This window comes from Capnocytophaga sp. oral taxon 324 str. F0483, assembly GCF_000318315.2.
Lineage (GTDB): Bacteria > Bacteroidota > Bacteroidia > Flavobacteriales > Flavobacteriaceae > Capnocytophaga > Capnocytophaga ochracea.
This window is the reverse complement of the sequence record NZ_KB291521.1, coordinates 49,319-73,584: the sequence shown is the minus strand read 5'-3', so window position 1 is coordinate 73,584 and position 24,266 is coordinate 49,319. Positions and strand designations below refer to the sequence as shown.

At 37.5% G+C, this 24,266-nt stretch carries 25 protein-coding genes; 2 read left to right on the top strand and 23 right to left on the bottom strand.

The features are described 5' to 3' along the window. Positions 1–36 precede the first annotated feature (36 nt). The 16 genes from HMPREF9072_RS05890 to HMPREF9072_RS05810 all read right to left on the bottom strand — a co-directional run bounded on the left by HMPREF9072_RS05890 (position 37) and on the right by HMPREF9072_RS05810 (position 15,298). Positions 37–1,491, bottom strand: coding sequence for a lipopolysaccharide biosynthesis protein (locus HMPREF9072_RS05890; RefSeq protein WP_009750491.1), 1,455 nt, complete (start codon positions 1,489–1,491; stop codon positions 37–39). Positions 1,492–1,494: 3 nt separating this feature from the next. After that, on the bottom strand, positions 1,495–2,844 hold the full coding sequence (locus HMPREF9072_RS05885; RefSeq protein WP_009750490.1) for a lipopolysaccharide assembly protein LapB: 1,350 nt from the start codon (positions 2,842–2,844) through the stop codon (positions 1,495–1,497). Positions 2,845–2,887: 43 nt separating this feature from the next. Continuing rightward, entirely contained in the window at positions 2,888–3,334 is a 447-nt protein-coding gene (locus HMPREF9072_RS05880; RefSeq protein ID WP_009750489.1) for a GyrI-like domain-containing protein, read from the bottom strand. A gap of 116 nt (positions 3,335–3,450) precedes the next feature. Further along, entirely contained in the window at positions 3,451–3,876 is a 426-nt protein-coding gene (locus HMPREF9072_RS05875) for a hypothetical protein (RefSeq protein ID WP_009750488.1), read from the bottom strand. A gap of 37 nt (positions 3,877–3,913) precedes the next feature. Further along, positions 3,914–4,567, bottom strand: coding sequence for a hypothetical protein (locus HMPREF9072_RS05870; protein WP_009750487.1), 654 nt, complete (start codon positions 4,565–4,567; stop codon positions 3,914–3,916). Between the two features lie 231 nt (positions 4,568–4,798). Next, positions 4,799–5,350 (bottom strand): hypothetical protein, encoded by a 552-nt coding sequence (locus HMPREF9072_RS05865; protein ID WP_009750486.1) that lies wholly within the window; start codon positions 5,348–5,350, stop codon positions 4,799–4,801. Between the two features lie 6 nt (positions 5,351–5,356). Further along, a complete protein-coding gene (locus tag HMPREF9072_RS05860) occupies positions 5,357–6,034 on the bottom strand; it encodes an ADP-ribosyltransferase (RefSeq protein ID WP_009750485.1) in 678 nt (225 codons plus the stop codon). A gap of 205 nt (positions 6,035–6,239) precedes the next feature. Then, a complete protein-coding gene (locus HMPREF9072_RS05855) occupies positions 6,240–7,859 on the bottom strand; it encodes an ABC-F family ATP-binding cassette domain-containing protein (protein WP_009750484.1) in 1,620 nt (539 codons plus the stop codon). Positions 7,860–7,889: 30 nt separating this feature from the next. Continuing rightward, entirely contained in the window at positions 7,890–8,156 is a 267-nt protein-coding gene (locus tag HMPREF9072_RS05850; protein ID WP_009750483.1) for a type II toxin-antitoxin system YoeB family toxin, read from the bottom strand. 2 nt (positions 8,157–8,158) lie between these two features. Continuing rightward, positions 8,159–8,380, bottom strand: coding sequence for a hypothetical protein (locus HMPREF9072_RS05845; protein ID WP_009750482.1), 222 nt, complete (start codon positions 8,378–8,380; stop codon positions 8,159–8,161). 22 nt (positions 8,381–8,402) lie between these two features. Then, the gene (locus tag HMPREF9072_RS05840) at positions 8,403–8,894 is read right to left on the bottom strand and encodes a YfbM family protein (protein WP_009750481.1); all 492 of its coding nucleotides are present in this window, start codon (positions 8,892–8,894) and stop codon (positions 8,403–8,405) included. Between the two features lie 73 nt (positions 8,895–8,967). Further along, positions 8,968–9,663: a bifunctional 2-polyprenyl-6-hydroxyphenol methylase/3-demethylubiquinol 3-O-methyltransferase UbiG gene (locus HMPREF9072_RS05835; RefSeq protein WP_009750480.1), complete on the bottom strand. Its 696-nt coding sequence runs from the start codon at positions 9,661–9,663 to the stop codon at positions 8,968–8,970. Positions 9,664–9,683: 20 nt separating this feature from the next. Next, positions 9,684–10,997 carry a hypothetical protein gene (locus HMPREF9072_RS05830; protein WP_009750479.1) on the bottom strand — a complete coding sequence of 438 codons (1,314 nt, stop codon included), beginning with the start codon at positions 10,995–10,997 and terminating at the stop codon, positions 9,684–9,686. Beyond that, positions 10,978–13,269: an McrB family protein gene (locus tag HMPREF9072_RS05825; RefSeq protein WP_009750478.1), complete on the bottom strand. Its 2,292-nt coding sequence runs from the start codon at positions 13,267–13,269 to the stop codon at positions 10,978–10,980. The genes HMPREF9072_RS05830 and HMPREF9072_RS05825 overlap by 20 nt, the downstream gene beginning before the upstream one ends. 96 nt (positions 13,270–13,365) lie before the next feature. Continuing rightward, a complete protein-coding gene (locus HMPREF9072_RS05820) occupies positions 13,366–13,872 on the bottom strand; it encodes an Lrp/AsnC family transcriptional regulator (protein ID WP_009420604.1) in 507 nt (168 codons plus the stop codon). Between the two features lie 370 nt (positions 13,873–14,242). Next, positions 14,243–15,298 (bottom strand): M14 metallopeptidase family protein, encoded by a 1,056-nt coding sequence (locus HMPREF9072_RS05810; protein ID WP_009750476.1) that lies wholly within the window; start codon positions 15,296–15,298, stop codon positions 14,243–14,245. Between the two features lie 387 nt (positions 15,299–15,685). On the opposite strand from HMPREF9072_RS05810, the gene HMPREF9072_RS05805 reads away from it, so the two are divergent. Further along, positions 15,686–16,132, top strand: coding sequence for a helix-turn-helix transcriptional regulator (locus tag HMPREF9072_RS05805; protein ID WP_009750475.1), 447 nt, complete (start codon positions 15,686–15,688; stop codon positions 16,130–16,132). Positions 16,133–16,188: 56 nt separating this feature from the next. Continuing rightward, on the top strand, positions 16,189–17,607 hold the full coding sequence (mnmE, locus tag HMPREF9072_RS05800; protein WP_009750474.1) for a tRNA uridine-5-carboxymethylaminomethyl(34) synthesis GTPase MnmE: 1,419 nt from the start codon (positions 16,189–16,191) through the stop codon (positions 17,605–17,607). On the opposite strand, the gene HMPREF9072_RS05795 is transcribed toward mnmE, so the two are convergent. The 7 genes from HMPREF9072_RS05795 to pyrH form a co-directional block, all read right to left on the bottom strand. Continuing rightward, a complete protein-coding gene (locus HMPREF9072_RS05795) occupies positions 17,569–18,039 on the bottom strand; it encodes a hypothetical protein (RefSeq protein WP_009750473.1) in 471 nt (156 codons plus the stop codon). The two genes, mnmE and HMPREF9072_RS05795, sit on opposite strands and share 39 nt — an antisense overlap. 4 nt (positions 18,040–18,043) lie before the next feature. Further along, complete coding sequence (locus HMPREF9072_RS05790) at positions 18,044–18,604, bottom strand: hypothetical protein (protein ID WP_009750472.1); 561 nt, start codon at positions 18,602–18,604, stop codon at positions 18,044–18,046. A 27-nt stretch (positions 18,605–18,631) separates the two neighbouring features. Then, positions 18,632–19,390 carry a hypothetical protein gene (locus HMPREF9072_RS05785; RefSeq protein ID WP_034566227.1) on the bottom strand — a complete coding sequence of 253 codons (759 nt, stop codon included), beginning with the start codon at positions 19,388–19,390 and terminating at the stop codon, positions 18,632–18,634. 3 nt (positions 19,391–19,393) lie between these two features. Continuing rightward, positions 19,394–21,139 carry an alpha-amylase family glycosyl hydrolase gene (locus tag HMPREF9072_RS05780; RefSeq protein WP_009750470.1) on the bottom strand — a complete coding sequence of 582 codons (1,746 nt, stop codon included), beginning with the start codon at positions 21,137–21,139 and terminating at the stop codon, positions 19,394–19,396. Positions 21,140–21,179: 40 nt separating this feature from the next. Then, positions 21,180–22,284 (bottom strand): peptide chain release factor 2 gene (gene prfB, locus HMPREF9072_RS05775; protein WP_015782918.1). Its coding sequence is split into 2 segments (ribosomal slippage): positions 21,180–22,223 and positions 22,225–22,284, totalling 1,104 coding nucleotides; the frame shifts between segments, so codons are not numbered across the junction. Positions 22,285–22,345: 61 nt separating this feature from the next. After that, complete coding sequence (frr, locus tag HMPREF9072_RS05770) at positions 22,346–22,900, bottom strand: ribosome recycling factor (RefSeq protein ID WP_009750469.1); 555 nt, start codon at positions 22,898–22,900, stop codon at positions 22,346–22,348. 69 nt (positions 22,901–22,969) lie between these two features. Further along, the gene (gene pyrH, locus HMPREF9072_RS05765) at positions 22,970–23,677 is read right to left on the bottom strand and encodes a UMP kinase (RefSeq protein ID WP_002671891.1); all 708 of its coding nucleotides are present in this window, start codon (positions 23,675–23,677) and stop codon (positions 22,970–22,972) included. Positions 23,678–24,266: the final 589 nt, after the last annotated feature.

Genomic DNA, 24,266 nt, shown 5'->3' with positions numbered 1-24,266 from the left:
TACTCTATACGAAAAGCGAATACAAGGACTAATTTACTAATTACTAAATCGGCGAATAAGCTTTATTAACTCCTCCGAAATTCCCAATTTAAGAAGAAAAAATACACTGACTCCCCCCACGAGTAATGATTTTAAGCTGATATTTACAAGAGGGTGAAACGGAAAATCCCAAAAGAAGAAACCTCCTATGGCTATAATACCAAAGAGGGTGGTCTGTAACGTTTCTTTATAAAAAGGCTGTAAGTTGTATTTGCGATACACAAAAACCGACTTGAGTAGGTTATATGAACTAAAAGCGATTAGGGTTGCTAATCCTGCACCATTGATGCCGTAAAGCGGTATGAGCCACATATTCATTAAAACAGTGCCTATGACCAAAAAAACACCCAAAAACAGTACGGTACGATAGTAAGGTGAATTGAGCAATACCGCATTGTTGAAGCCCACTAAGGCGTCCGATAGCTTTACTACTGATATTATGACAAGCACCGTGAGACCTGTGCTGTAATCCTTATCGGGCAATAGGGCATAACACTGCTGGGCGTTCACGATGATAAGCACACAAATTACCATACTCACAAAATAAGTATTCACGGTGCTGCGTTTATATAGGTCGGATAGCTCTTTTGGCTTGCTTTGATTCATAAATTGTGCCGTCAGCGGACTCACAATCTGGTACATACTCCTATACGGAATGGCAATCACCGTAGCTGTAAAAATGGCTACATTGTAAACGGCAATCTCACCAATAGGCAAGTATTGGTTCAGCATAAACTTATCAATATCCATCAATACAGAAGCTACCGACCCCGATAAAATCACAAAAAGACTGTACAAAAAGACTTCTTTCTTGTTTTTAGGTAACCCCCAAGCAAATTGCGGTCGGCGGACATAGAAAGCGAAAACGAACATCAAGAGCATACGCAAGGCATATACCCAAAATACGCCCCATATCAATTGGTGAAAGTCGATGAGCTGGAAATAAATGGCTAATAGCAGGAGCATCACCCCTACCCTATGGAATACCTCTTTAAGGAAATTGCCAAAGACGGTTTTTAGTTGTACGCGCGTCCACGCATAAGCAATTTCAAAGTAAGCCATCGCTACGGAAGTGAGGAAGATGAGAAAAACGTAATCGCGCACTTCTTCGTTTTTAGCCGAAAGCCATTGTGCAATCTGTTCGTACCCAATTACCCCGACAAAGGTGGCAGGCACAATGATGAGCAAAGGCAAAAAGCAAAGCATCAGGTTGAATTGCGCTTGCTCTTTCTTATCTCGATAAGCGGTATAATAACGCACCAAGGTATTGTTCACTCCAAAGGCGATAAGAGGGGACAGAATGGTGGCAGTGGAAGTAACATAACTCACTAATCCGTACTGAGCTTTGGAGAGGAAGTAAGTAAACAAGAAAAGGGTGTTCAGTGCCCCTATGGCAAACCCTAAATAGGTAGCCACCACATTCTTAAACGATTGACGGAGCACTATCCCCATAAACTATTGTATTTTAAAGTTGAATTTGTGTTCAAAAAACGACTGCCATTCGGGTGCGTGTTGTAAGCCTAAGTGGTAATAATGAGTAGCCTCCTCTAAATCGTCTAATCCGTAATAAGCCAAAGCAATACGATAGTAATTCTCCAGCTCGTGCGGGTAGATTTGCACTATATCGGCAATGATAGATAAGGCTTCTCGGTATTTTTGAGAGAGCAACAGTAGGTCAATCCATTCGATGAGGGTAGTATAGGAATAATCGCCGTTTTGTACCGCTTTCCGATAGCCATATTCTGCTTCTTTTAGGTTCTGAAAGTGATAATAATTCAGCTCGGCATAACGGCGCCAATAATAAGGCTCATTAGATTCAAAAGTAAGTACCTTTTTAATGTATTTTAGAGCCTTAGCGTGATTATGACGCAAGTAATGAAAGTCGGCTAAGGTAATCCAAGCCTTATCGAGCTGAGGGTCTTCGTGTGTAGCCCTGAAATAATACTCTTCTGCCTTGGCATCGTTACGCATTTTCTCATAACAACGCCCAATGTGCAGATAAGCCAAAGCCGAAGGATCGTCTAAGGTAAGAGTAATCTTATAGTTTTCGATAGCTTTTTCATAATCTTCCATCATTTCGAGCACACGAGCTTTCTCGAAATAAGCCCCCGTGAAAGTATCGTCGCTGATGATAGCAAAATCAAAACAACGCAAGGCATTTTTATGGTCGGTAATGGATAAATACAGCTTACCGAGGTAATACCAAGCAACTTCACAATAAGGATTTTGGTCTAAGTAAGTGTTTAGAAAGTCGGTTGCCTCTTGCACTTCTCCCAACACCTCATAGCAGAACACCAACTGTTGGAGCGCGGTATAATCCTGAGGGTCTTCTTTCAAACATTTGGTAAAATACTTTTTGGCATTGGTATAATCCTCCGTATAGAGGTATTCCATTGCCATTAAGGCATAGATATTCGAAACGTCATCGGTAAGTGTGATGGCGTATTGTAACAACTCAATAGCGCGATGATGTTTGTTCATTTTAGAGTACAGATTAGCCTGTTGCACGTGCACTTCAGCATTCATAGGCTCTATGAGCAACAGTTCATTGAGGAGTTCTGAAGCCTCTTCTAAGCGGTCTTCAAACACCAATTGTTCTGCATTTAGCAATTTAAGTGATGAAGCATTGGGGTGTTGTGACAAACCGATTTCCAAGGCACGTTTCGCTTTGCTAATGCGTCCGTATTCTAAGTAATATTCTACGATTTCTTCAAATTCATCAACGTCGAAAAAGAGAATGTTATTCTCTTTGAGCATCAATTCGAATTTGGTAACCGCGTAGTTTTCTTCTTCTGGTAACATCATTTTAGTTAAGAGGTTTGTTGGCAATCCTCTATTTTTAAGTTCGCTATTTGTTCTCTTTTACGCCTATAAAAATATCTACTTCGGAGTTATCACCTTGCTGAGACTTCTCGGTGTAGCGCTCATAGTCATATATATAAGTGCGATTGAGCGTGGCGTCGTTGTCCCAGATATGTTGCCACATCGCCCCTACTGCCTGAGGCATTGCGCCTTTGGCTACAAACTTTTGAAAGATTTGCTCAGGAAATTCCCTACCTTCTAAACCGTCGGGAATCGTGCTGAGCGAGGTTACTTCCACTCCTATTATACAAGTGTAAGGCTCGGTATAGTCCTTTTGGTAATCGGTGTAGATGCTATAAATAGCATCGCTTACCTTATTAGGTATTTTTTCCAAAATTTGCTCGCTAAAAAAGCGTTGCCAAAGGTTCCCGATGTCTTGCATCGCTTGTCCGTTCTGATTGGTAGTGCGTACACTAATTCCTATGATTTTCATTTTCTTTGTATTTAATTTGTTTTTAATAAATTCTCTTTAACTTCTTACAAACTTGCCGATACTCTCTAAAAGTTGGGGTTTGTCTTCCAAAGTGTGATCCCAAGTGTAAATTTGTATTACTTAATGATATGTTTCCTCTTTAGCAACAAAAGGTATAAGTAGTATAAAAGATAGAGCCCTAAGATTACTATATCAAATATAGAGGTTTGTTCTCCTAATAATTGCCAACGATTGCGAAAGCAAAAGGTATAAACGTATAAAAATACCATTGCTATAAGCACATACATCATCATAGAAGTAGCTACCTTCTTGCGAAAAAATAGCACCGTAACAACACTTATAGGAGGTAAGAATACCGTAATACCAAATAGAACAGCTAATAATAAAGGATAATCTTTGAAATAAATCAGACCTCCTGCCCCAAAATGACTACCAATATAAACTTCATCGTAGGTCATTGTTTGATAAAAATCTTTGATACCCGCGCAAGTAATCAGTAAAAACAATACGCTAAAGACCCAAATAGTAATATTCTTTGTCATTTTTTTTGTATTTAAATAGTTCTTAATGAATTCTCTTCTAACTCCTTACAAACTTGCCGATACTCTCTAAAAGTTGGGGTTTGTCTTCCAAAGCGATTTTAGCGATGGCGTAAAACTCGCGTACCCACTTCTCGAAGGTGGCAAAAGCGGCGTCTTTGTCCTTAGTAGCCTGCTGACTTTCGCCTTTTTCGAGGATGTAAGCGGCTTCGGCTTGCTTCACATCGGCGAGGGTGGTGAGCTGGGTTTCGATATGCTCAGCAGTAATTTTAAGTTTGTTGAGTGGGGTGAGCAAATCGGGTTTGGCTTTGAGCTCTTTGTAGAACGCCTCGATGTCTTCAAGGAGCTTATTGGTACGCAAAGGCGTCATACCCTTGATGTGGAGGGCGGTAAGGATTTTAGGCTCCTCTTTGTAGATAATTTTAGCCTTTTTGCGGTCGGTAGCGTAAATGTTTTTAAAGGCTTCGAGCTTTTTGGAGAACTCGTTATAGGCGAGAGCTTCCTCGGAGGTCTCACGCTTATTGGTTTCGTACATCTTGGCGGCGGTATCGTATAGGGCTTTGCCTTGTGCGATTTCTTTTTCGCCATAGCCGTACTCAGCTAATTCCTTTTTTAGGACATCATTCTTGGAAATATTCTCAAAAATGAAGGAATAATTCTTGAATTTTTCGAATGAAATAAATCTTGTTGCCATTTTCTAAACTTTTTTAATGGTTAAACAAATAATTTTAGTAAATTTCTAGTTTATATTGCGCCCTACGGACTTTATATTGTGTCCTACAGACTTGATTTTGGTTTCTACCGAGTTAATATTGCGTTCTACGGGGTTGATTTTGGATTCTACCAAGTTAAATTTGTATTCTACGGACTTTATTTTTTGTTCTACGGGGTTAAAATTACATTCTTCCTACTTTTAAAATAAACATTAAAAGCCAAAAAAGCTTGGATTAGTCAATATATTAGCTAATATATTAGAAGCTACATCACTGCCAAACTTCTTTAAAGTCTCAATTATTTTAGATTTCTTTTTCTCTGGTTCAAGTTCCTTATCATCTATAATAGATTGTATTTCATTTTGTTGCTTACCATTCAACTCATCTTGGAATGCTTTAATTATTAGATTAATATTTATATTTGTTTCTTGATTTTGATTTGTGATATTAATGTGAATACCTTTTTCTTGCTTTATAACTTCCTTTTTAGGTTCATTAGGAATTTCTTTAATAGCCCTTAGTGTAGCAAGTATTTCTGTGTGATTTTCTGGGTGTATTTTTTTAAAAGTATTTTTTATTTCATTAAACTCATTTTCATCTTTATTTCTAATAAATCTTTTAACTGATGAAATCCAATTTTGATATTCAACATTATTTCGGCTCTTGTATTCAGAAAAAAGTCTTATTGTTCCTTCAGGAGAAGGAACGTAATATATACTTTCTTTTAAATTCTCTCCTTTTAAAATTAGTTCTTCTACATTCATAATATACTAGTTTCTAATCATTTTTAAAACCAACAAATAATTATTGAAAATCCTTTTCTTGTATTCAATTTCTAATTGTGTTTCTCTATTGAAAAGGATTTCATATTCATCTCTTCTTTTTCCTTTTTCTAAAGCATTTTGTATATACACTCCATTTGTACCTTTAGGAACTTTTATAATACAAAGTGCTTCATTATTGAATTTTTCTTCTTCACTTTGATAATTCAGTCTATAGTTTATATTTAAAGAAGTACTTAGAAAAGCTTTATCTACTAATACATCTCCTACTTTTTTATCTTTTACTTTTAATGCTTGATAAATTCTTCTAACAACAATTATATCATCTTTAATTATAGAACTATTAATTATATTATCTAGGCTATCTTTTATACTTTTATCAAAACAAAAGGCACTATTATCGCTAAGCCAATTATTGATAACAGTATCACTATATCCACAATATAAATTTATGTGCTCTATTTCCTTTTTTCTTCTTTTCTCTTCTTCACTTTCATTATATATATATCCCTTAGAGACAATATCCCTACTTTTTTCAAAGTAATTAGAGTCTGCTTCTCCCCACTTATTCATAAGTGTAGGATTGTTAAACATTTTAAATCTTCCCTCTTTTTCTATCTGAGAAATTTTTTCTTTAAAATAATATTCAAGAAAATAATTAGACATATTTTGTCTACATTCTTGATATTTTTTTTGTAAATCAGATTGTTTAATGATTGTTTATTCTTTTTTAGTTAATTTGTAAAGTAAAAATTTGTATTAAATTATAATTTCCTATCAAAAACACTCTGGCAAAGTTCATTTTTATCACCTTTTTATGCAAATACCTTTGCCAAAGTGTTGTGATTAACCATTAATCATTAACCGTTAATCATTGTTTATACATTTTCTCCCTTAATTCTTGAATATTTTTGTCGTCCATATATTCATCAAAGGTCATATAGCGGTCGATAATGCCACTAGGGGTGAGCTCGATGATACGATTGGCGACAGTTTGTGAAAATTCGTGGTCGTGGGTGGTGAAAAGCACGGTGCCTTTGAAGTTTTTCAGCGAGTTGTTGAAGGCGGTGATGCTCTCCAAATCCAAATGGTTGGTAGGTTCGTTGAGCATAAGCACATTGGCGCGCAACATCATCATACGGCTGAGCATACAGCGCACTTTCTCGCCTCCTGAGAGCACTTTGCAGTTTTTGAGGGCTTCCTCACCACTGAAAAGCATCTTGCCCAAGAACCCGCGCACGTATACTTCCTCGCGCTCTTCCTCTGTTTTTGCCCATTGGCGCAACCAATCCACCAAGGAAAGGTCTTGAGTGAAGAAATCGGAGTTATCCACGGGCAGGTAAGACTGCGAGGTGGTGATACCCCACGCAAAAGTACCCGCATCGGGCTTGAGATTGCCGTTGAGAATCTCATAAAAGGCAGTGGTGGCGCGCGAATCCTTAGAAATCACCGCTACTTTGTCGTCTTTGGCTAGATTGATGTCTACATTCTTAAACAATACCTGTCCGTCGATAGACGCGGCGAGGTTTTCCACGTGTAGGATTTGGTCGCCAGCCTCGCGGTCACGTTCGAAAATGATGGCAGGGTAACGACGAGAGGACGGTTTGATTTCCTCGATATTGAGTTTTTCCAACATCTTCTTACGAGAGGTTGCCTGCTTTGATTTTGCCACGTTGGCACTAAAGCGCGCAATAAATTCCTGCAATTCTTTGGCTTTCTCTTCCGCTTTTTTGTTCTGTTGCGCACGCTGACGGGCTGCCAACTGACTACTTTCGTACCAGAAAGTATAGTTACCAGAATAATGATTGATTTTTCCGAAGTCTATATCGGAGATATGGGTACAAACAGCATCGAGGAAGTGTCGGTCGTGAGAGACTACAATCACCGTATTGTCATAGTTTGCCAAAAAGTTCTCCAACCAGCTGATAGTCTCGAAGTCGAGGTCGTTCGTAGGCTCGTCCATTATGAGTACATCGGGGTTGCCAAAGAGGGCTTGTGCCAAAAGTACCCGCACCTTGAGCTTGCCGTCCATTTCGGACATCATAGTGTAGTGCATATCTTCGGTAATGCCTAAATTGGAAAGCAGTGCAGCGGCATCACTCTCGGCATTCCATCCGTTCATTTCATCAAACTGTATTTGTAGCTCACCAATGCGTTCGGCGTGCTCATCGGAATAGTCGGCATAGAGGTCGTCCATCTCTTTTTTGACTTTGGAGAGGACTTTGTTGCCCATAATCACCGTGTCGAGCACAGTGTAATCGTCATAAGCGTAGTGGTCTTGTTCGAGCACCGACATACGCTTGCCCGGTTCGAGGATAACTCGCCCCGAAGTAGGTTCTTGCTTACCAGAAAGGATTTTGAGGAAGGTAGATTTGCCTGCTCCATTGGCACCGATGATGCCGTAGCAGTTGCCTTGTGTAAAGGTTACGTTTACCTCATCGAAGAGGACGCGCTTGCCGAATTGTACGGATAAATTGGATACTGATAACATTGTTAATGATTAATGTTTAATGATAAATGACTATTTGTTTTTGTAATGACCATAAGCAGTCGCTAAGACCACTAACTTTTTTTCTTCAAAGATTTCATAAACAAGCCTATGCTTGTCATTGATACGCCGAGAATATATAAGGCGTTCTCCCTTTCCTGTTGTCGGGTGTTGCTTTATTTCTTCGATAAGGTTAAGTATTCTCTCAACAATTTTTTTCTGTCCTGAACTTATATGCTTTGCCATATCTTCAGAAAAAACCTCTGTTTCTTCCAAAGAATACGTTTCTAATTCTTCCATTATTACAAATATTTAGCTCTAAGTTCTTCTATAGTAACTTTAGTTCTTTTGCTTTTCATAGAGCGGTCTATTTTTGCAAAGAACTCTTTCTCCGCCATTTCTGTATCATCTTTTTTTTCTTCTTTGATGATTCTAATGTCTGTGGCTTTAAACTTTTTCAATATTTCCTCTATAATAGGAAAATCTATTGCTTTTACATTTGTTTGAAAAGTTATTGTTTCCATAAAATAATGTTTTAACGTTTTATTAAATATCTACGGTAAAGATAACATTGAGCTCTTTGTCTAAAGCGTTTTTATAGAACTCTAAAAGTCCTTCGCTCCAGTCTAAAAGAAATGTAAGATTATCCTCATCTTTTGGGAGAGTATATTCCTCTTTGGGGATTTTATCAAAATTGTTCTTAATGGTCTCTTGTAGGTTATTGGTTTCCAGATAAGCCACAATATCTTTGATAACTTCGGGCTTTTTGAGCGAAATAACATAGTCATTGTGGTCTAAAATCAGTTCCCCACCGAAAACAACATTGTAAGGTACTTTGTTTTCTTCATTCCACGTGCCTTTCCCAAGACAAAACTGGACTCCTTCCCACGCTTTGTTAATCTCAAAGCCTTCAGGAGTATTAAACAGTTCTTCTTCTATTTCTTCAAGCATATAATCGTACATCTTGTCTATATTTTGCGCTTTTAATTGTTCTAACGCTTCATCAGTAATGGCGTAAAGCATTCCTAATCGTGCCATAATGTATTGTTTTAAAGTGCAAAAGTACGGAATATTTGTGAGATATGAAAATAATAGCAATTGTATAGAGAAGTTACTTCTGAGCTATTACAATAAGCGCCATTGAAGTTTCAGGATTAAAAGGTTCTTTTTTGAAGTTACCGTATAGTTTAAGGTCTTTAAAACCTATTTGAGAGAGCCATTGGGTGAGTTCTTGGGAAAAAATAGGCTGTAAAAGCTCTTCATTAGCGATAGTTTCGTCCAAAACTGTCTCAAAAACTATCTTCCCTTCGTGGTTTAAGTGATAAGAACGCTCAAACTTTACTTTTTCGTTCTCTATTAGAGGCAGGTTACCGAGAAAATTACCTTCTTTCTGGGCAAAATACTTCTCAAAGTTTACCATTTGCAAGATAAGTTTGCCTCCTTGCGTGAGTTGGTTATAAGCTTTTTTAAGAAAAGTTTGCACTTCGTCTTTATTATTCAAATGTGGAAGTGTGTTCCCAATGTTGATAATGGTATCGAACATAGGTAAAGTATCGATAGCAAGCATATTAAGCTCTTGCACTTCAATACCCTTGGCAGTAGCCTGAACAATAAGTGCCTTACTGAGGTCGATAGCCGTAACATCATAGCCCTGTGCGCGCAGATAGGCGGTAAGGTTGCCCGTACCCGCTCCTACATCAAGAACTGTCTTTCCGTGCACTTCGGCAGCGAAAAAGACTTTATGTACAGGCGATAGCGGAAAGATAGCATCGTATTTCTCAGCGATACTATTGTAGAATTGTGACATATTTTTTTAATGATAAATGATTAATTGTTAATGATTAATGGAACAGAAACACTTAATTTATAGATATTTCTGTACTGATATATCTCCTTTTTATTTGCGATGTTTAAATTGGTATTTTGTTCGAATGAGGGATAGACGATAAGACAATCTATCAATTTATTTTCTTCTATTTTAAACTCATTGTAGACTGCTTCTAAACGCGCATAGCCACTCACCTGACGAATGTCGTCTATCACTCTACTATCTTCATAAACAGTTTTGTATTTGGCATCAATCACCATTTTGTATTCTGGAGTGTTGAGCAAGAAATCTAACTCAGTGTAATCACCCGTAAAATGATAGTGTACCTCTCCCCTACTGCCGAACTGTTCTTGTAGTTTTTTGTATACATATAACTCAAAAAGTTTGGGCATATCTATCCAAAAAGGCGGAATAGCCACTTTTTGTTGGGTTGTTTCAGTGATATTATACGAAAAACGCTTCAAAATCTGCTTTCCGATGCGAATAGCTTCCTCATATTCTTTAAAAAAAGGATTGGTAGTGAGTTTTTTAAGGTTTTCTACGTCAAGTTCTTCTGAAATCAACTCAAAATGCGGACTACAATACGTAATAAGTTCTCGAATAGACTCGTCATTGCCTGCAAAGTAATTAGAGTGTGTATTCTTAAAGCTGATGATAAACTGCAAAACTTTCTTCAAAAAGCGATTTTCGAGGCTATCCATTCCAAACTCTTGATACCTACATACGTGAGCTGTGAGTTTGTTCTTAAAAACATTTTGTTTGAGGTGTTTACCTAACTGTATCTTGCCTTTGATGCGGTTATTAAGATTCTCCTCCACCGTGTAGTACGATTTTTTAAGTCCTTTGCGCACAATACGCTTCAGTAGCAATAGGAATTGTACCATTAGGAAAGGCGTGAGCGTGTCTTTTTGCTGTTCGATGGCAATTAGCGGTTCGTCCCAATAGATTTTGATAAGATTTTGTGTATGTTTGGGGTCGAGCGCTGTAATGCTGAGAAGCATTTTTAGGTAGTCGATTTCTGCCCATTCTTCCTCTTGGGTAGGTAAGCCTTCAACAATCTGTTTTTTATTCATTTTAGGCTCTATATATACGAATTTGTGATGTTTTACCAACCACAAAGCTCCCACGTAATAGCCTGCCTGCAAACACACTTCTTCCTCATTTGTTCGACTAATTTCAAAAGGATATATAGGATTTCCCCATTTATCTTTCTTCAATACATACGGACAAATCTTAGGTATTGCTTCAAAGTAAATGCTTCCCTCTTCTTTTTTGATGTTATAGGGTTGATGTTCAAGAAGGGTTATTTTCATAGACCAATGTTTTAATTTCTTGCATTTGTTCTTCAATCTTTATATTATCTATGAGTATCCCATCTTTTATGTATTCCAATAGAATGGGCTTGATTTCGTATTCCCAACGAATAGACATAGGCACATCTTTTCCATCGCTATATTTTTTCTGAATAAAATACGACTGTCCAAGCCACACATCTTCTGGTTTAAATTCAGGTGATAAGGTTTTGGCACGTTTTAATTCAGTATCTGTATTGTTAATATATTCATCATAGTTCTCAATAAAGAGCTTACTTACTGCTTTAAACAAGTTTTTATCAAAATTCCCTTCTAACTCCTTAGGCAACACATTCACAAAAGCAAAGCGCCGACGAATGGCATAATCTATATGCCCTACCGAGCGGTCAGCCGTATTCATTGTACCGATGATGTAGAGATTAGGCGGTAGTGTGAAACTATTGTCATCATCGATAGCATACATACTCTCCACGGATTCCCCGCGATATTCCAAGGCATAGATGAGTTCCCCCAATACTGTTGAAAGGTTCGCACGGTTGATTTCATCAATTACAAGAAAATAAGATTTCTTCCTTTTGAAATCATTAGCCCATTTTATGAAATAGTCAGTTATAAACTTCCAGCCCCATTTGTGATAGTTTTTATAAAAACTATCGAATTTATCATTTAAATTTCTTTGACAAAATTCTTCAATAGGAATACCTGCTAAATTATGATTACCTCGACTTAAATATCGCAATTCGTTATTTTGTATAAAATTATATTTAAGTTCTTTCCCTTCATCAAAATAAACTTCTCGCCCTTCTTTCTTTTCTTTTTCAAGAAAATCTCTAAAATTTTCCCATTTAATAGGTTCTTGGAATGCTTTTAAAGCTTCCTCTGCAAACTTGGCTAACACTTTATTTTCAGCTGTATAGACAATCCCGTCTCCCTCTTCATTAGGCTTGGCAACAATACCCCTTACAAAATCTTCGTAAGAGTAACTGGGGTGAAACTGAATCAGTTTAAACTGCTCATTACCCTCTAAGCTATCATTGTCATTCAAACCTAATAGCTGTTTGGCAATACGCTTAGCTTCACGGGTTTTACCTGTACCTGGAGGACCTTGTAAGATGATTTGGTGTTTGTAATGTAGTAGGTCAATAATCGTAGGCTTAATCGCTTGATTTGTCATATTACTTTCTATGGTTTCAAATTCTACTTTGTATTTCTTTTCAAAAACATATTCCCTGAAATAGCTATTATCATAACTTTTAGGATAAGTTTCCTTATCAAGTGCTATCTCTTCTTTGACAGCATTTTTGATATCAGAGTAATATGTTTCAATATGTTGTGGGGTTCCCTGATAATAAAGAAAAGCATTGTTAGGTCTTTCAAACTCTTCCCTTCTCAGTTTTGGGATATCTACTTCCCTTCCTGTAATAAAAAGAAATTCTTTGGGACTTACACTTAAACAAATCCTCTTCCCTATGTGATAACGAAGTGATTTTTCATCTAATCTAACACTGAACACTTGATTTTCGGTATCTTCTAATGCTAAATCCTCTATAATATTTCCTAATTTGTAAAAGAAAACAGAAGCCCAATGCTTAGGAATCTTATCCAATACGTTTCTAAATGCTTTTTCTGAAGAAATTGTCATATTCTGGTACACAATATCCTGAGCCAATAGCAAAGGTTCATCAAAACCTTGTGGAATAAAGTTGCTCGTGAGTTGTTTTAACTCAGGATTGTTAAAATAAGTCGTGATTTCGGTAAGCAACTCAATAAAATGCTCGTATTTGCGCTCTTTTCGAGAAACTTCTCCTAAATACTCACATAACTTAGTATAAATATCCCTTTTATAAAAAGTATACTCATTAGGGAATTTCAGCGTTAGTAAAAAAGAAAGAGTGCGCTCATCAATTTTTGTACTAAAATTTGTATTGCTTTTCTCTTTTAAGTCATCAATAACATTTTCAGTGAAAGTCCTGCATTTTCCCAATTTGGTATAGAAATCATCAGCCCCATAAACAATACCCAACAATTCCTTTAATTTCGTTGGATAGTTTTCTCCTAACGCTTCCAATATACCAAAAGGACGGTAATCTACTAAATTATCCTTTTTCCGAAAAGCCTCTTTAAACATTTCGTAAAAATCAGGGGCATTAATATCCCAATGCTGCTCAAAATGTTCTATTGCCTGCCATTTGTACACTTCATCAGGATTAGAAGGCTTTTCTTGTAAGAAACGAATGTAATTGCTTATGAGTGCTTGTATTTTCTCATTCATAGTATTTCAGTTTTTGCGCAACAAAATTACTCAATTTTCTGTATAAACAAAAAGAGCTACCCGATTTTTCATTCAGATAGCCCTTTTAAAAAGTTCTTATTTAGTAGTTAAAAAATCATATAAATCCAATTCTCGGAAAGCTTTATGAAGCAAACGACTCTTATCGTTAAAAGCCTCTTCCATCGATATCATTGTCTCTGAGCGCGACACACCTTGAATGTCGTCTATCATATAAATAACTTCCTTAGCGTGTTTCACCCCCTTTGTCCTAATTTTACAAAACAGATTGTATTTCCCTGAAGTAATGTGTGCCTCTGTTACAAACGGGATAGCCTCTAATTGTTCCAAAACATACTCAGCTTGATGATTGCGCTCCAAAAAGATACCCACATAAGCAATAAAAGTATATCCCATTCTCTCGTAATCTAATGAAATGGCAGAACTTTTTATAATCCCCAATTCTTCCATTTTTCTTATCCGTACATTCACTGTCCCCGACGATATATCAAGTGCCTTAGCAACATCTATATAGGGTTTTCGTGCATCTTCTATAAGAATATCCAATATCTTAAGATCCATTTCATCTAATCTATATTTTGCCATCTACATTAAGTTTATGAGTTCTTTTTTTTAAAAGCGCAAAGTAACAATGTTTTTTTGTATATTCCAAATTGCAACGTACTTTTTAAGTTGAAGTCTACCTATAACCTTTTTTTTATCTCTGCCTTAGCTTCAACTTTCCTTCTACTTAGGTTCGTTGTTCCTTCGTTCATCGTTCGTCTTTTGTTCGTTGTAGACCCACTGTAGAGCCACTGTAGAGCCACTGTAGACCCACTGTAGACCCACTGTAGAGCCACTGTAGAGCCACTGTAGACCCACTGTAGACCCACTGTAGACCCACTCATTGTTCATCTATCCTATAAGTTTCTTATAAGCCCCATCTAATTAACCTTTAATCATTAACCATTCACCATTAATCTATTTTCAATGTCGATAAATCTAAGTGATTTTTAATATAATCTTTATCAATGGCTGAACTTATAAACTTCGATAAAACATCTTCTTTATGTCCGTATTTTTTAGATAAATCACCTATCTCAGCAATATAAGGCACAAACGAGATTTGTTCATTCTCCAAAACTTCCTTATAAAGAACTCCTACATCATTACCACAGTGAGTGTCGTCTCTTAAAATAATATCGTAAAAACATTTATCGTTTTCAGGTATACTGAAGTAATCTTTACAGTTCACATTTGTAACGTTACTAGTGGCTATATATTGTAGAGCTCTAAATATAGCCATAGCAATATATACTCTCGTTTGTTCACGATTGTAATCATCAGAAAAGTGCCCTGCTTCAAAAAGAATAGTGGGCGTACCTAATTGTGTATACTTATCTCCCGTACAATTGATATTAAAACTATCGTCAAAACGCGCTACCTGATTAGGTATATGGTGCTGTAAAGTGTTATTCATTACTACAATCACTTCCATTGCCTTCTGCCGTACTTCATTAATACTGCGCTCTTCGTTATAAGCAGGTGCTAAGAAAGAAACTGTAGCTGGCAAAGGTGTCTGTCCTACACTGAAAATAGTGCGCTGGTCGTGCAGATTAAAGCAATAATCGGGCTGTACAAGTTCATAAGCTTTCCGTAAACACTTACTCTCAGGTTGTGTAAGTTCATCGGCATCACGGTTAAGGTCTACGCCGTTATGATTTACACGTGTAAACACTTCAGCACCGTCGGGATTAAGCATAGGAATGCAATAAACACTTAATTTCGATAAGAAATCAGCTGTTTTAAGCTCGTTTAAAACATCAAAAAGCGCTTTGGTAGTAGTTGATTCATTACCGTGCATTTGCGACCACATAAGTATCTTTTTATGACCTTTCCCTACTCTGTACAAGTTAATAAGTGTCCCTTTAACTGAAGTACCTAAGGATATTACCTCCTCAAAAGGGTATTTATCTAAAAGTGGGGCTATCATCGGATAAGTGATATAACGTCCAGAAAGCTGTTTTTTCATCTGTATATTAATATTTAAAAGCAAAAGTAATAAATATTCATTAAAGTACAACCTGTAATAAAGTAAAAGTTTCCTTATATTTAAGCGTTACATTTGTATCACTTAGTATTTACAATTGTAAAACTATCAACTATACTAAATATACTAATCAACGATTATTATGCTCTATAAAAAGGCTTTCCCTCCTATTCTGAAATACCATTTTCATAATGATTATACCTATAGATTATTCTTATAGTGGTTTTGTATAATACTATAAACGAATAATTTACATTGTAAACATAAATAAATACTTTAATGTGATAAAAAATATCCTTGTTTATACTTGTATATCTCAAAATATTGATTTACATTTGTGCATTCTTAGAAAAATAAATAAACGTTACAATGTTAAACACATCAGACTTTGCCATTCGCTTACAACAAGTGATGGATTATTACGGTTTAAATGCTGCAGCCTTTGCTGATAGCTTAGAGATTCAGCGTTCAGGGATTTCTCATCTCTTATCAGAACGCAACAAACCGAGCTTGGATTTTATCCTAAAGCTCATCGAAAAATTTCCTGAAGTAGATATGTATTGGATTACACAAGGAAAAGGAAGTTTCCCTCGTAAGGAAGATAAAGAACTTGCCAGTGTTAAAAAAACGCAACAACCTGACCTTTTCAGTGATATTCCCGAAATAGAAATGCAAGCCCCTACTCCTGCTCCACCTTCTGTTGCAATAAAAGAAAAGCAAATAGAGACAAAAGCTTTACCATTACCCACTAATAAGCATATTAAACGAATTATTTTCTTTTATGAAGATAATCGCTTTGAGGTTTTTGAAAATTAGTAGATTGATAGTAATGAAAAAATCACTACATTTGCACCAATTTTCAATAACATAGAATGAAGAGAGATAATTCGTTATATATAAATGATACGATTGTAGCTTTGGCAACTGCTTCAGGGGTCGGTGCTATTGCTGTAATTCGCCTATCGGGAAAAGAAGCTATTGCCATTGCCGACTCGATGTTCAAACCTTATAGCCGAAAATCTTTACTTGAAGCTCCGTCACATACAGTTCATTTAGGAACTCTCGAAAGTAAAGACCAAGTAATCGACGAGTGTTTGGCTACTATTTTCAAAGGAACTAAATCTTATACAGGTGAGCCCGTAGTTGAGTTTTCGTGTCACGGAAGTAATTATATCGTAGAAGAAGTTATCAAGTTGTGTTTGGCAAAAGGAGCTCGTTTAGCCGATGCTGGGGAGTTTACCAAACGTGCTTTTCTCAATGGTAAATTAGCGCTCAATCAAGCGGAAGCCGTTGCCGATTTGATTGCCTCCGATAGTAAGGCTTCTCATCAGGTAGCATTACAACAAATGCGAGGTGGTTTTACTTCTGAGATAGAAGGATTACGACAAGAATTATTAAACTTTACCTCATTAATAGAACTTGAATTAGACTTTTCGGAAGAAGATGTAGAGTTCGCCGATAGAACTCAGTTTAAAGCGCTTTTGAGCACTATTAAAACCACTGTTTTATCTCTCTTACAATCATTTTCAGTAGGTAATGTACTAAAAAATGGTATTCCTGTGGCTATTGTAGGCAAGCCTAATGCGGGCAAATCTACTTTATTAAATGCCCTTCTGAACGAAGAACGCGCTATTGTATCGGATATTGCAGGTACTACCCGCGATACTATTGAAGAAACACTTCATATAGGAGGCATTGCTTTTCGTTTTATTGATACCGCAGGAATTCGTGATACTCAAGACCAAATCGAGGCTATAGGTGTACAAAAAGCTAAAGAAAAGATAGAAAAAGCCTCTATTGTGCTCTACTTATTCGATGTAAAAGATAGTTCTGCCCAAGAGATTATCTCTTTTGTAAAAGAAAATTACCGCGAAGGAACTAAATTTGTACTATTACACAACAAAACTGACTTATCAACAGAAAGTAATATAACTTCTTTTGATAATGAGATTTTACAATCCTTGAAAGGCTATACCGATACACTACTGAGAATATCAGCTAAAGAAGGAAACAATATTTTAGCCCTTAAAGATTTTCTCTCTCACTATGCTCAAAGTCTTAATAATACAGGTAAAGCAACTATTATTACTAATATCCGCCACTACGAAGCTCTACACAATACCTTACAAAGTATTGAAAGAATAGAGCAAGGATTACAATTACAACTTTCAGGTGACCTATTAGCTATCGATATCCGCGAAGCTCTCTATCATTTAGGTACTATTACAGGAGCTGTAAGCAATGATGAGGTCTTAGGGAACATCTTTTCCCGCTTCTGTATCGGCAAATAAGATATCTTGCTGAATATTATCCTCTTTTTTCTTCTTCTTGAACAACAAATAATAAAAGCAAGTGATAAACCACCCTACCCAAAACAGATAAAACCCTAAATGAAAGCTCAACTTCATCATTTTATGTGAAGTAGTTGTGAAGTCAATATAAGTAAAGTAAGCTCCTATTCCCCCTAAAACAATAAGTAAAAAGGCTAATAATCTACTAAACAATACGCTTACTTTTGTTCTAAACAGTTGTAATACAGCAATAAGTACTAACTGTATTACCAATAATAAAAGAGCCGTTTTCCACCAAGTTTTGAAAATGGTATACTCACGGTACATTGTACTTATACCTATTTTCCCTATAAACGACATTTTGGATATTAAAACCCCAGATATAAGGCTTAATAATGCTTGTGCCAAACCAAGTATAGTTACGTTCTTCATAAGTTTATTTCTTTATAATCTTCCAGCCATTTTTCTCATTGTATTTCAATTTAAACTTCTGAGTAATAAAGGTTGTATTAGGATACGGGTCTTTACCAAAATTATAAAAAGGTGTTTTCTCTTTATCTAATACTACATTACAAATAACCACCTTTTCTGAGTTCTTCTCAATAGTAATTCCTTTATCATTTAATTTATAAATGATTGTTTTAACATTAGCACTGTTCTTGTTCTGTTTCACAAGGTAAGGGAGTGCTTCTTTAGTAAGAGTAGGAGAGATTATATATACGCTATCCTTTGAAAACCATCTCTTCCTACTTTTCTCATTATTAATATCAATAAGCCCTTCATCTGCTAATTCCTGTATAGTAATTAGCAAATCTTTGTCTTTAGTACTGTCTAACTTCTGCTTATTGGTATTAAATTTCCCTGTCTCAAATAAAGGGTTCTCTTCTAAATAATCAGCAATAAGGTTAGATACCTCATCTTTACTTATTTGATTGCTCGAATTACAAGCTGTAAAAAAGCTTAAAGCTAAAACTATGAGTGAAAAATAAAACTTCATATATCTAAATTTTTAATTATTATCTTATTAAATACTTGCCATTGCCTCATAAAAGTCGGCTTCGTCTATGCCCATATTCTGGCATACCCATTTGGCTGCTTCTATATAGCCCAATTGTTCAGCACTTGTTTCACCCAAGGGCAATTCGCCCTCGGGGGTAATGAGGTAAGTCTCACCATTATGAGTTTCAAACGCAGGGGTACCATACTCCATCTTGCGAATAGGACTCTCATTATTCCCTACTAACTCATTTAATAACAGGTCTTCTTCATTGTAAATGAGTATTCCTCCTTTGGTTATTCCTTCTATAAATTGTTTATAAATATCTTTATTTTCTTCTATCATATCGCTGATAAGAGCGACTGTGGGATGCAACATAGCTCCCTCTTCATTGCCTTCTATAAGCACAAATTCAGTATCAGCAAAATGCACTTGCTTCCCTTCGATAGGACTTTCAAAGTAGTAGCTCACTGGTTGATTACAAAAATCCATAGTGTGAAGCACCTTTGCCAATACTTCTTTTCTTCCCTTGTTACCTGTAATCACTACACGAGTTTTGTGTTTAAAGTATTTGTATAGAAAAGAGGTAGGCGATAGAATATTAAGTCCTAAGTGTTGCGCTTGTAATAAGTCTGGGTGTGTATGAGAAAGATGCGGGTCTACCACCACGTAATCAATTGTAGCCGTCATCTCTTCGGGGAGTGTAGTGATATGATGTCTTTTGTGTAGCTCAGCCATTAACGGACGCAAATGCGTACTGGGAGCTACTATAAAATGAATGTTCATAATTTACGAATCTACTAATTTGCTAATTTTGAATATCAAAGACTCCAAAGGCGCTATATCTACTCGCAATCTTCCTTTGCCGTTTACAATCTGTAAGGTAGTGTGTTTTTCATTGTAAAGAGCATCGGTAAGCGTATAAGTACCATCGTTTAAAAACCAACTACCCAACAAGTAAGCTGGCAACTGCAAGTCAAAACCAAAGTAGTCGTGCTCACTAAAGTTGCTCACAATCACCCACTGTTCGTCCTCATTGCCTCTTGCAAAACTGTACACCCTATCATTGTAATACTCAGTATGCTGCCGATTGTATTGATGCAAATCAATATAAGCCCCATTCACTTTTAAGTTGAGCAATCGCTGGTAGAAATTGCGTAAAGAACGTTCTGCCTCTGATAACTGACCGCCGTCAAAGTGCTTATTATTCAACCAGCGTTGGTGTGCAGGAACGCCTATATAATCAAATATAGACGTGCGCGACGGACTACCAAATCCTGCTACTTCCGCTGCTTTCTCCCCTACTTCTTGACCAAAATACAGCATCACTGGCGACTCGCTAATAAACGTAGAGACTGTCATCGCTGGTTTAGCTTTTTCAGCATATCCCGCAAACTCAGGCGAGGCTATGCGCTGTTCGTCGTGGTTCTCCAAGAAGTGTAACATACGATGTGCAATATCAGCAAGACTGCTTTGTATAGCCACAATGGCATCAGTGCTGTGTCCGTGAGTCACAATATTGCGCAAAGTGTCGTAAAGTTGCACTTTGTCGTATAGATAGTCCATCTTGCCTAAATGCAGATAAGGACGATATTCATTAGGATTGTACACTTCAGCCAATAAAAATGCCTTTGGATTTTGGTGCTTAATAGCCGAATTGAGATAACTCCAGAACTCCACTGGCACCATTTCAGCCATATCATAACGGAAGCCGTCTACTCCTTTCCCGAGCCAATACAAGGCTATATCTTTAAATTTTCTCCAAGTGTCGGGTACTGTTTTATCAGCCCAAAAGTGGTAATGTGCTTCAGTATCTTCATTTTCAAAGCTTGCAGGTAGTTCAGCAAAATCCTTAGTGCCGTCAGGACGTACCCCGTAGTTGAGTTTTACCGTTTCATACCAGTCATTGCGGTCGGGTTTAGAAGTGCGTGCCCCATTGCCAGTCCATTTAGCAGGAAACTCGTGATACTCACCATAAATACCCTCAGGCAACTGAAAAGCTTCATTAGGATTGTAATAGAAATTGTTATTTACTGCATATTGTACGGTGGTATCATCGTCTTCACCAAAACCGTGTGTGCCTTCAGGCTTGGCTATACTCTCATACCGACGCGCCACGTGGTTAGGCACTATGTCCATTATTACTTTCAGTCCGCATTGGTGGGTACGGGCAATGAGAGCTTCCCATTCCTCCAAGCGTTGTGTAGGGTCATCGGCAAGGTCGGGGTTTACAGTGTAGTAATCCTTAATGGCATAAGGCGAACCCGCACGACCTTTTACCACTGCGGGAAAGTCGTTGCTGATGCCATAAGCCGTATAGTCGGTAGTAAGGGCGTGGTGTAGCACCCCCGTAAACCAAATATGTGTTACACCTAATGTTTTGAGTTCTTCAAGAGCTTTTGTAGTAAAGTCAGCAAACTTACCTACACCGTTCTCTTCTATCGTCCCCCAAGGTTTATTAGTGGTATTAGTATTGCCAAAAAGCCTTGTAAGCACCTGATAAACTACTATTTTATTATCATTCATTACCCCCATATTCCAAAAGTATTAACCACTAACCATTAATCATTAACTATTACAAATCGCCCGTACGACTCGTACCCATAAGCATTAGGTAGGCTTTGAGAAACTCATCTAATTCACCGTTCATTACGCTATCTACATCAGTAGATTCGTAATTGGTGCGCACGTCTTTCACAAGTTTGTAGGGGTGCATTACATAGTTGCGTATTTGTGAGCCCCATTCTATCTTCATCTTTCCAGCCTCTATCTCATCGCGCTTGGCTTGACGCTTTTTGAGCTCTATCTCATACAACTGCGATTTGAGTAGTTGCAACGCCTTGTTCTTATTATCCAGCTGACTGCGGGTCTCGGAATTCTCAATAATGATACCCGTAGGGTGGTGACGCAAACGTACAGCTGTCTCTACCTTGTTTACATTCTGCCCGCCAGCACCACTGGAGCGCATCGTCTCAAAGGTAATATCAGCGGGATTAATGTCTATTTCAATAGTATCATCTACCAAAGGATACACGTATACCGAGGCAAAAGAAGTATGGCGTTTAGCATTACTATCAAAAGGTGAGATACGTACCAATCGGTGTACGCCATTTTCACCTTTTAGGTAGCCAAAAGCGTATTCGCCTTCAATCTCTATGGTAACAGTTTTTACTCCTGCCACATCACCTTCTTGGAAGTTAAGTGTTTTTACCTTATATTTTTGGTTATTGCACCACATTGTGTACATACGCAGTAGCATCGATGCCCAGTCACAGCTTTCAGTACCACCTGCCCCTGCCGTAATTTGCAATACGGCACTCATCGTATCGCCCTCGTCCGAAAGCATATTGCGAAACTCCAATGCTTCAATAGCGTGTAAGGCTTGGGTGTATTGGTGGTCTACATCTTCCGCGGTAGCTTCGCCTTCTTTAAAAAAGTCAAGTAGTACTTCTATATCCGAGGTAAGATTTTCGGCTTCCTCATAGTCTTCCACCCATTTCTTTTTAGTGCGAAGCTCGCGCATCACTTTCTCAGCTTCTTTCGCATTATCCCAAAAATCAGGCGCAAAAGTCTTTTCTTCTTCGTTGCTTATTTCAATGCGTTTAGCATCTACGTCAAAGATACCTCCTTAACGCACCCAGGCGATTCACTAAATCCTTTACTTGTTCGTTGTTTGTCATTTCTTATTACTTATTGTATTACTATACCCTATACCCTCTTACCTCTTATCTCTTACCTAAACTAAACTTTTAGGATCTCAGCTTCTTTTACAGCTAATACTTCTTCTACTTTCTTGATGTATTTGTCGGTGAGCTTTTGCACACGTTCTTCAGCTTCTTTCTTCACATCGTCCGAAGCTTCTACCTTTTTAATCTCTTTATTAGCGTCTTGGCGGGCGTTACGCACACTTATTTTAGCGTCTTCACCTTCACCTTTGGCTTGTTTTACCAGCTCTCTACGGCGTTCTTCGGTAAGTGGTGGTACGGTAATAATCACCATTTCGCCATTGTTCATTGGGTTAAAGCCTAAATTAGCTATTTGGATAGCTTTCTCAATAGGCTGAATCATTTTCTTTTCCCAAGGTTGAATAGAGATAGTACGTGAGTCGGGAGCTGATACATTGGCTACCTGACTAAGGGGAGTTTGTGCACCGTAGTAGTCCACCATTACACTACTTACCATTTGCGGACTCGCCTTGCCAGCGCGGATATTGGCTAAAGCCTTATCTAAGTGTTGCAATGCCTCTTGCATCGCTTCGCTTGTAGTTTCTAAGATAATATTAATTTCTTCGTTCATTGTATATTGTTTTTAATTATTTGTTAGTTGTTAGTCTTCAATTGTTAAAGAAGCATCGCAATATAACCATTAATCATTGACTGTCGTTCCTACGTTTTCGCCTGCTACTACTTTAGCGAGGTTGCCTTTTTTGTTCATATCGAATACGATGATAGGCAAATGGTTTTCTTGGCTAAGGGTAAAAGCCGTCATATCCATCACTTTAAGGTTTTTATCAATACACTCATTAAAAGAGATATGGTCGAACTTCACCGCATTAGGGTCTTTTTCAGGGTCGGCATTGTAGATACCATCTACACGAGTACCTTTAAGGATTACATCGGCATTGATTTCGATAGCGCGAAGTACCGCTGCCGAATCGGTCGTAAAGTAAGGATTACCCGTTCCCGCTCCAAAAATCACTACGCGTCCTTTTTCTAAGTGGCGTACTGCACGGCGTTTGATAAAAGGCTCGGCTATAGCTTCCATCTTGATAGCTGTTTGCAAACGGCTAAAAAGTCCTTCGTCTTCTAAGGCACTTTGTAGGGCAAGCGAGTTGATAACGGTAGCCAGCATACCCATATAGTCGCCTTGCACTCTATCCATACCATTGCTAGCACCAGCTACCCCGCGGAAGATATTCCCCCCGCCAATTACTATAGCCACTTGCACGCCTTGGTTCACTACCTCCTTAATTTCGGCAGCGTATTCTTTTAAACGTGCGGGGTCAATGCCGTACTGGCGACTTCCCATAAGGGCTTCCCCGCTGAGTTTTAGTAAAATTCGTTTGTATTTCATATATGAAAAATGTATTTTATCTAAAGAGTCTGTTTTATAACAAATCGTATATACGTACTTATTTTGGGGGCAAAGATAATGATTAATTAACAATTAACAACATACCATTGAGAATTAAATTCGCAAAATGCGTTCTTTTTTTCTTTCATTTCCACTTTATTCTCCTCTTATTCTTAATTTTTCTTCGTCTTTTCCCTATCTACCCGTGCGGCTTGCACCGTCATTTGTATAAACTTTGCCAAAGTTTTAAATCTTTGAAAAAGTTGAAATCCACTAATAACCTTCTTTTTATCTCTCTCTTAGATTTGCCTTATCTTTGATTTAGTATTGCTCTTTCTTCGTTCATTCTTCATCTGTTCGTGCGACTCATACCGTCTTTTGTTTTTCTTAAGCTTACTTTAACTTCCCTCTATCTTCGAATAAGTCTTGTTTTTCAGACTGATAGCCTTTACCTATTTCTCTTTAAGGCTTGTCCCCCTTCGGGGGTTCGGGGGCTTTTCACTTTTCTTTCCCCTATCTACCCGTGTGGCTTGTACTGTCTTTTATTCCCTTTTCAGTCATTGTAGAGCCACTGTAGAGCCACTGTAGA

Excerpts from the sequence above, each read along its gene's own strand:
- HMPREF9072_RS05820 (WP_009420604.1), bottom strand. The coding sequence starts at position 13,872 with ATGGCAAAATATAGATTAGATGAAATGGATCTTAAGATATTGGATATT.
- HMPREF9072_RS05890 (WP_009750491.1), bottom strand. The coding sequence starts at position 1,491 with ATGGGGATAGTGCTCCGTCAATCGTTTAAGAATGTGGTGGCTACCTAT.
- HMPREF9072_RS05790 (WP_009750472.1), bottom strand. The coding sequence starts at position 18,604 with ATGAAGTTTTATTTTTCACTCATAGTTTTAGCTTTAAGCTTTTTTACA.
- frr (WP_009750469.1), bottom strand. The coding sequence starts at position 22,900 with ATGAACGAAGAAATTAATATTATCTTAGAAACTACAAGCGAAGCGATG.
- HMPREF9072_RS05855 (WP_009750484.1), bottom strand. The coding sequence starts at position 7,859 with ATGTTATCAGTATCCAATTTATCCGTACAATTCGGCAAGCGCGTCCTC.
- mnmE (WP_009750474.1), top strand. The coding sequence starts at position 16,189 with ATGAAGAGAGATAATTCGTTATATATAAATGATACGATTGTAGCTTTG.
- HMPREF9072_RS05845 (WP_009750482.1), bottom strand. The coding sequence starts at position 8,380 with ATGGAAACAATAACTTTTCAAACAAATGTAAAAGCAATAGATTTTCCT.
- HMPREF9072_RS05850 (WP_009750483.1), bottom strand. The coding sequence starts at position 8,156 with ATGGAAGAATTAGAAACGTATTCTTTGGAAGAAACAGAGGTTTTTTCT.
- HMPREF9072_RS05840 (WP_009750481.1), bottom strand. The coding sequence starts at position 8,894 with ATGGCACGATTAGGAATGCTTTACGCCATTACTGATGAAGCGTTAGAA.
- HMPREF9072_RS05865 (WP_009750486.1), bottom strand. The coding sequence starts at position 5,350 with ATGAATGTAGAAGAACTAATTTTAAAAGGAGAGAATTTAAAAGAAAGT.
- HMPREF9072_RS05885 (WP_009750490.1), bottom strand. The coding sequence starts at position 2,844 with ATGATGTTACCAGAAGAAGAAAACTACGCGGTTACCAAATTCGAATTG.
- HMPREF9072_RS05830 (WP_009750479.1), bottom strand. The coding sequence starts at position 10,997 with ATGAAAATAACCCTTCTTGAACATCAACCCTATAACATCAAAAAAGAA.
- HMPREF9072_RS05805 (WP_009750475.1), top strand. The coding sequence starts at position 15,686 with ATGTTAAACACATCAGACTTTGCCATTCGCTTACAACAAGTGATGGAT.
- HMPREF9072_RS05870 (WP_009750487.1), bottom strand. The coding sequence starts at position 4,567 with ATGGCAACAAGATTTATTTCATTCGAAAAATTCAAGAATTATTCCTTC.
- pyrH (WP_002671891.1), bottom strand. The coding sequence starts at position 23,677 with ATGAAATACAAACGAATTTTACTAAAACTCAGCGGGGAAGCCCTTATG.
- HMPREF9072_RS05795 (WP_009750473.1), bottom strand. The coding sequence starts at position 18,039 with ATGAAGAACGTAACTATACTTGGTTTGGCACAAGCATTATTAAGCCTT.
- HMPREF9072_RS05875 (WP_009750488.1), bottom strand. The coding sequence starts at position 3,876 with ATGACAAAGAATATTACTATTTGGGTCTTTAGCGTATTGTTTTTACTG.
- HMPREF9072_RS05825 (WP_009750478.1), bottom strand. The coding sequence starts at position 13,269 with ATGAATGAGAAAATACAAGCACTCATAAGCAATTACATTCGTTTCTTA.
- HMPREF9072_RS05880 (WP_009750489.1), bottom strand. The coding sequence starts at position 3,334 with ATGAAAATCATAGGAATTAGTGTACGCACTACCAATCAGAACGGACAA.
- HMPREF9072_RS05780 (WP_009750470.1), bottom strand. The coding sequence starts at position 21,139 with ATGGGGGTAATGAATGATAATAAAATAGTAGTTTATCAGGTGCTTACA.
- HMPREF9072_RS05810 (WP_009750476.1), bottom strand. The coding sequence starts at position 15,298 with ATGAAAAAACAGCTTTCTGGACGTTATATCACTTATCCGATGATAGCC.
- HMPREF9072_RS05860 (WP_009750485.1), bottom strand. The coding sequence starts at position 6,034 with ATGTCTAATTATTTTCTTGAATATTATTTTAAAGAAAAAATTTCTCAG.
- HMPREF9072_RS05785 (WP_034566227.1), bottom strand. The coding sequence starts at position 19,390 with ATGAACATTCATTTTATAGTAGCTCCCAGTACGCATTTGCGTCCGTTA.
- HMPREF9072_RS05835 (WP_009750480.1), bottom strand. The coding sequence starts at position 9,663 with ATGTCACAATTCTACAATAGTATCGCTGAGAAATACGATGCTATCTTT.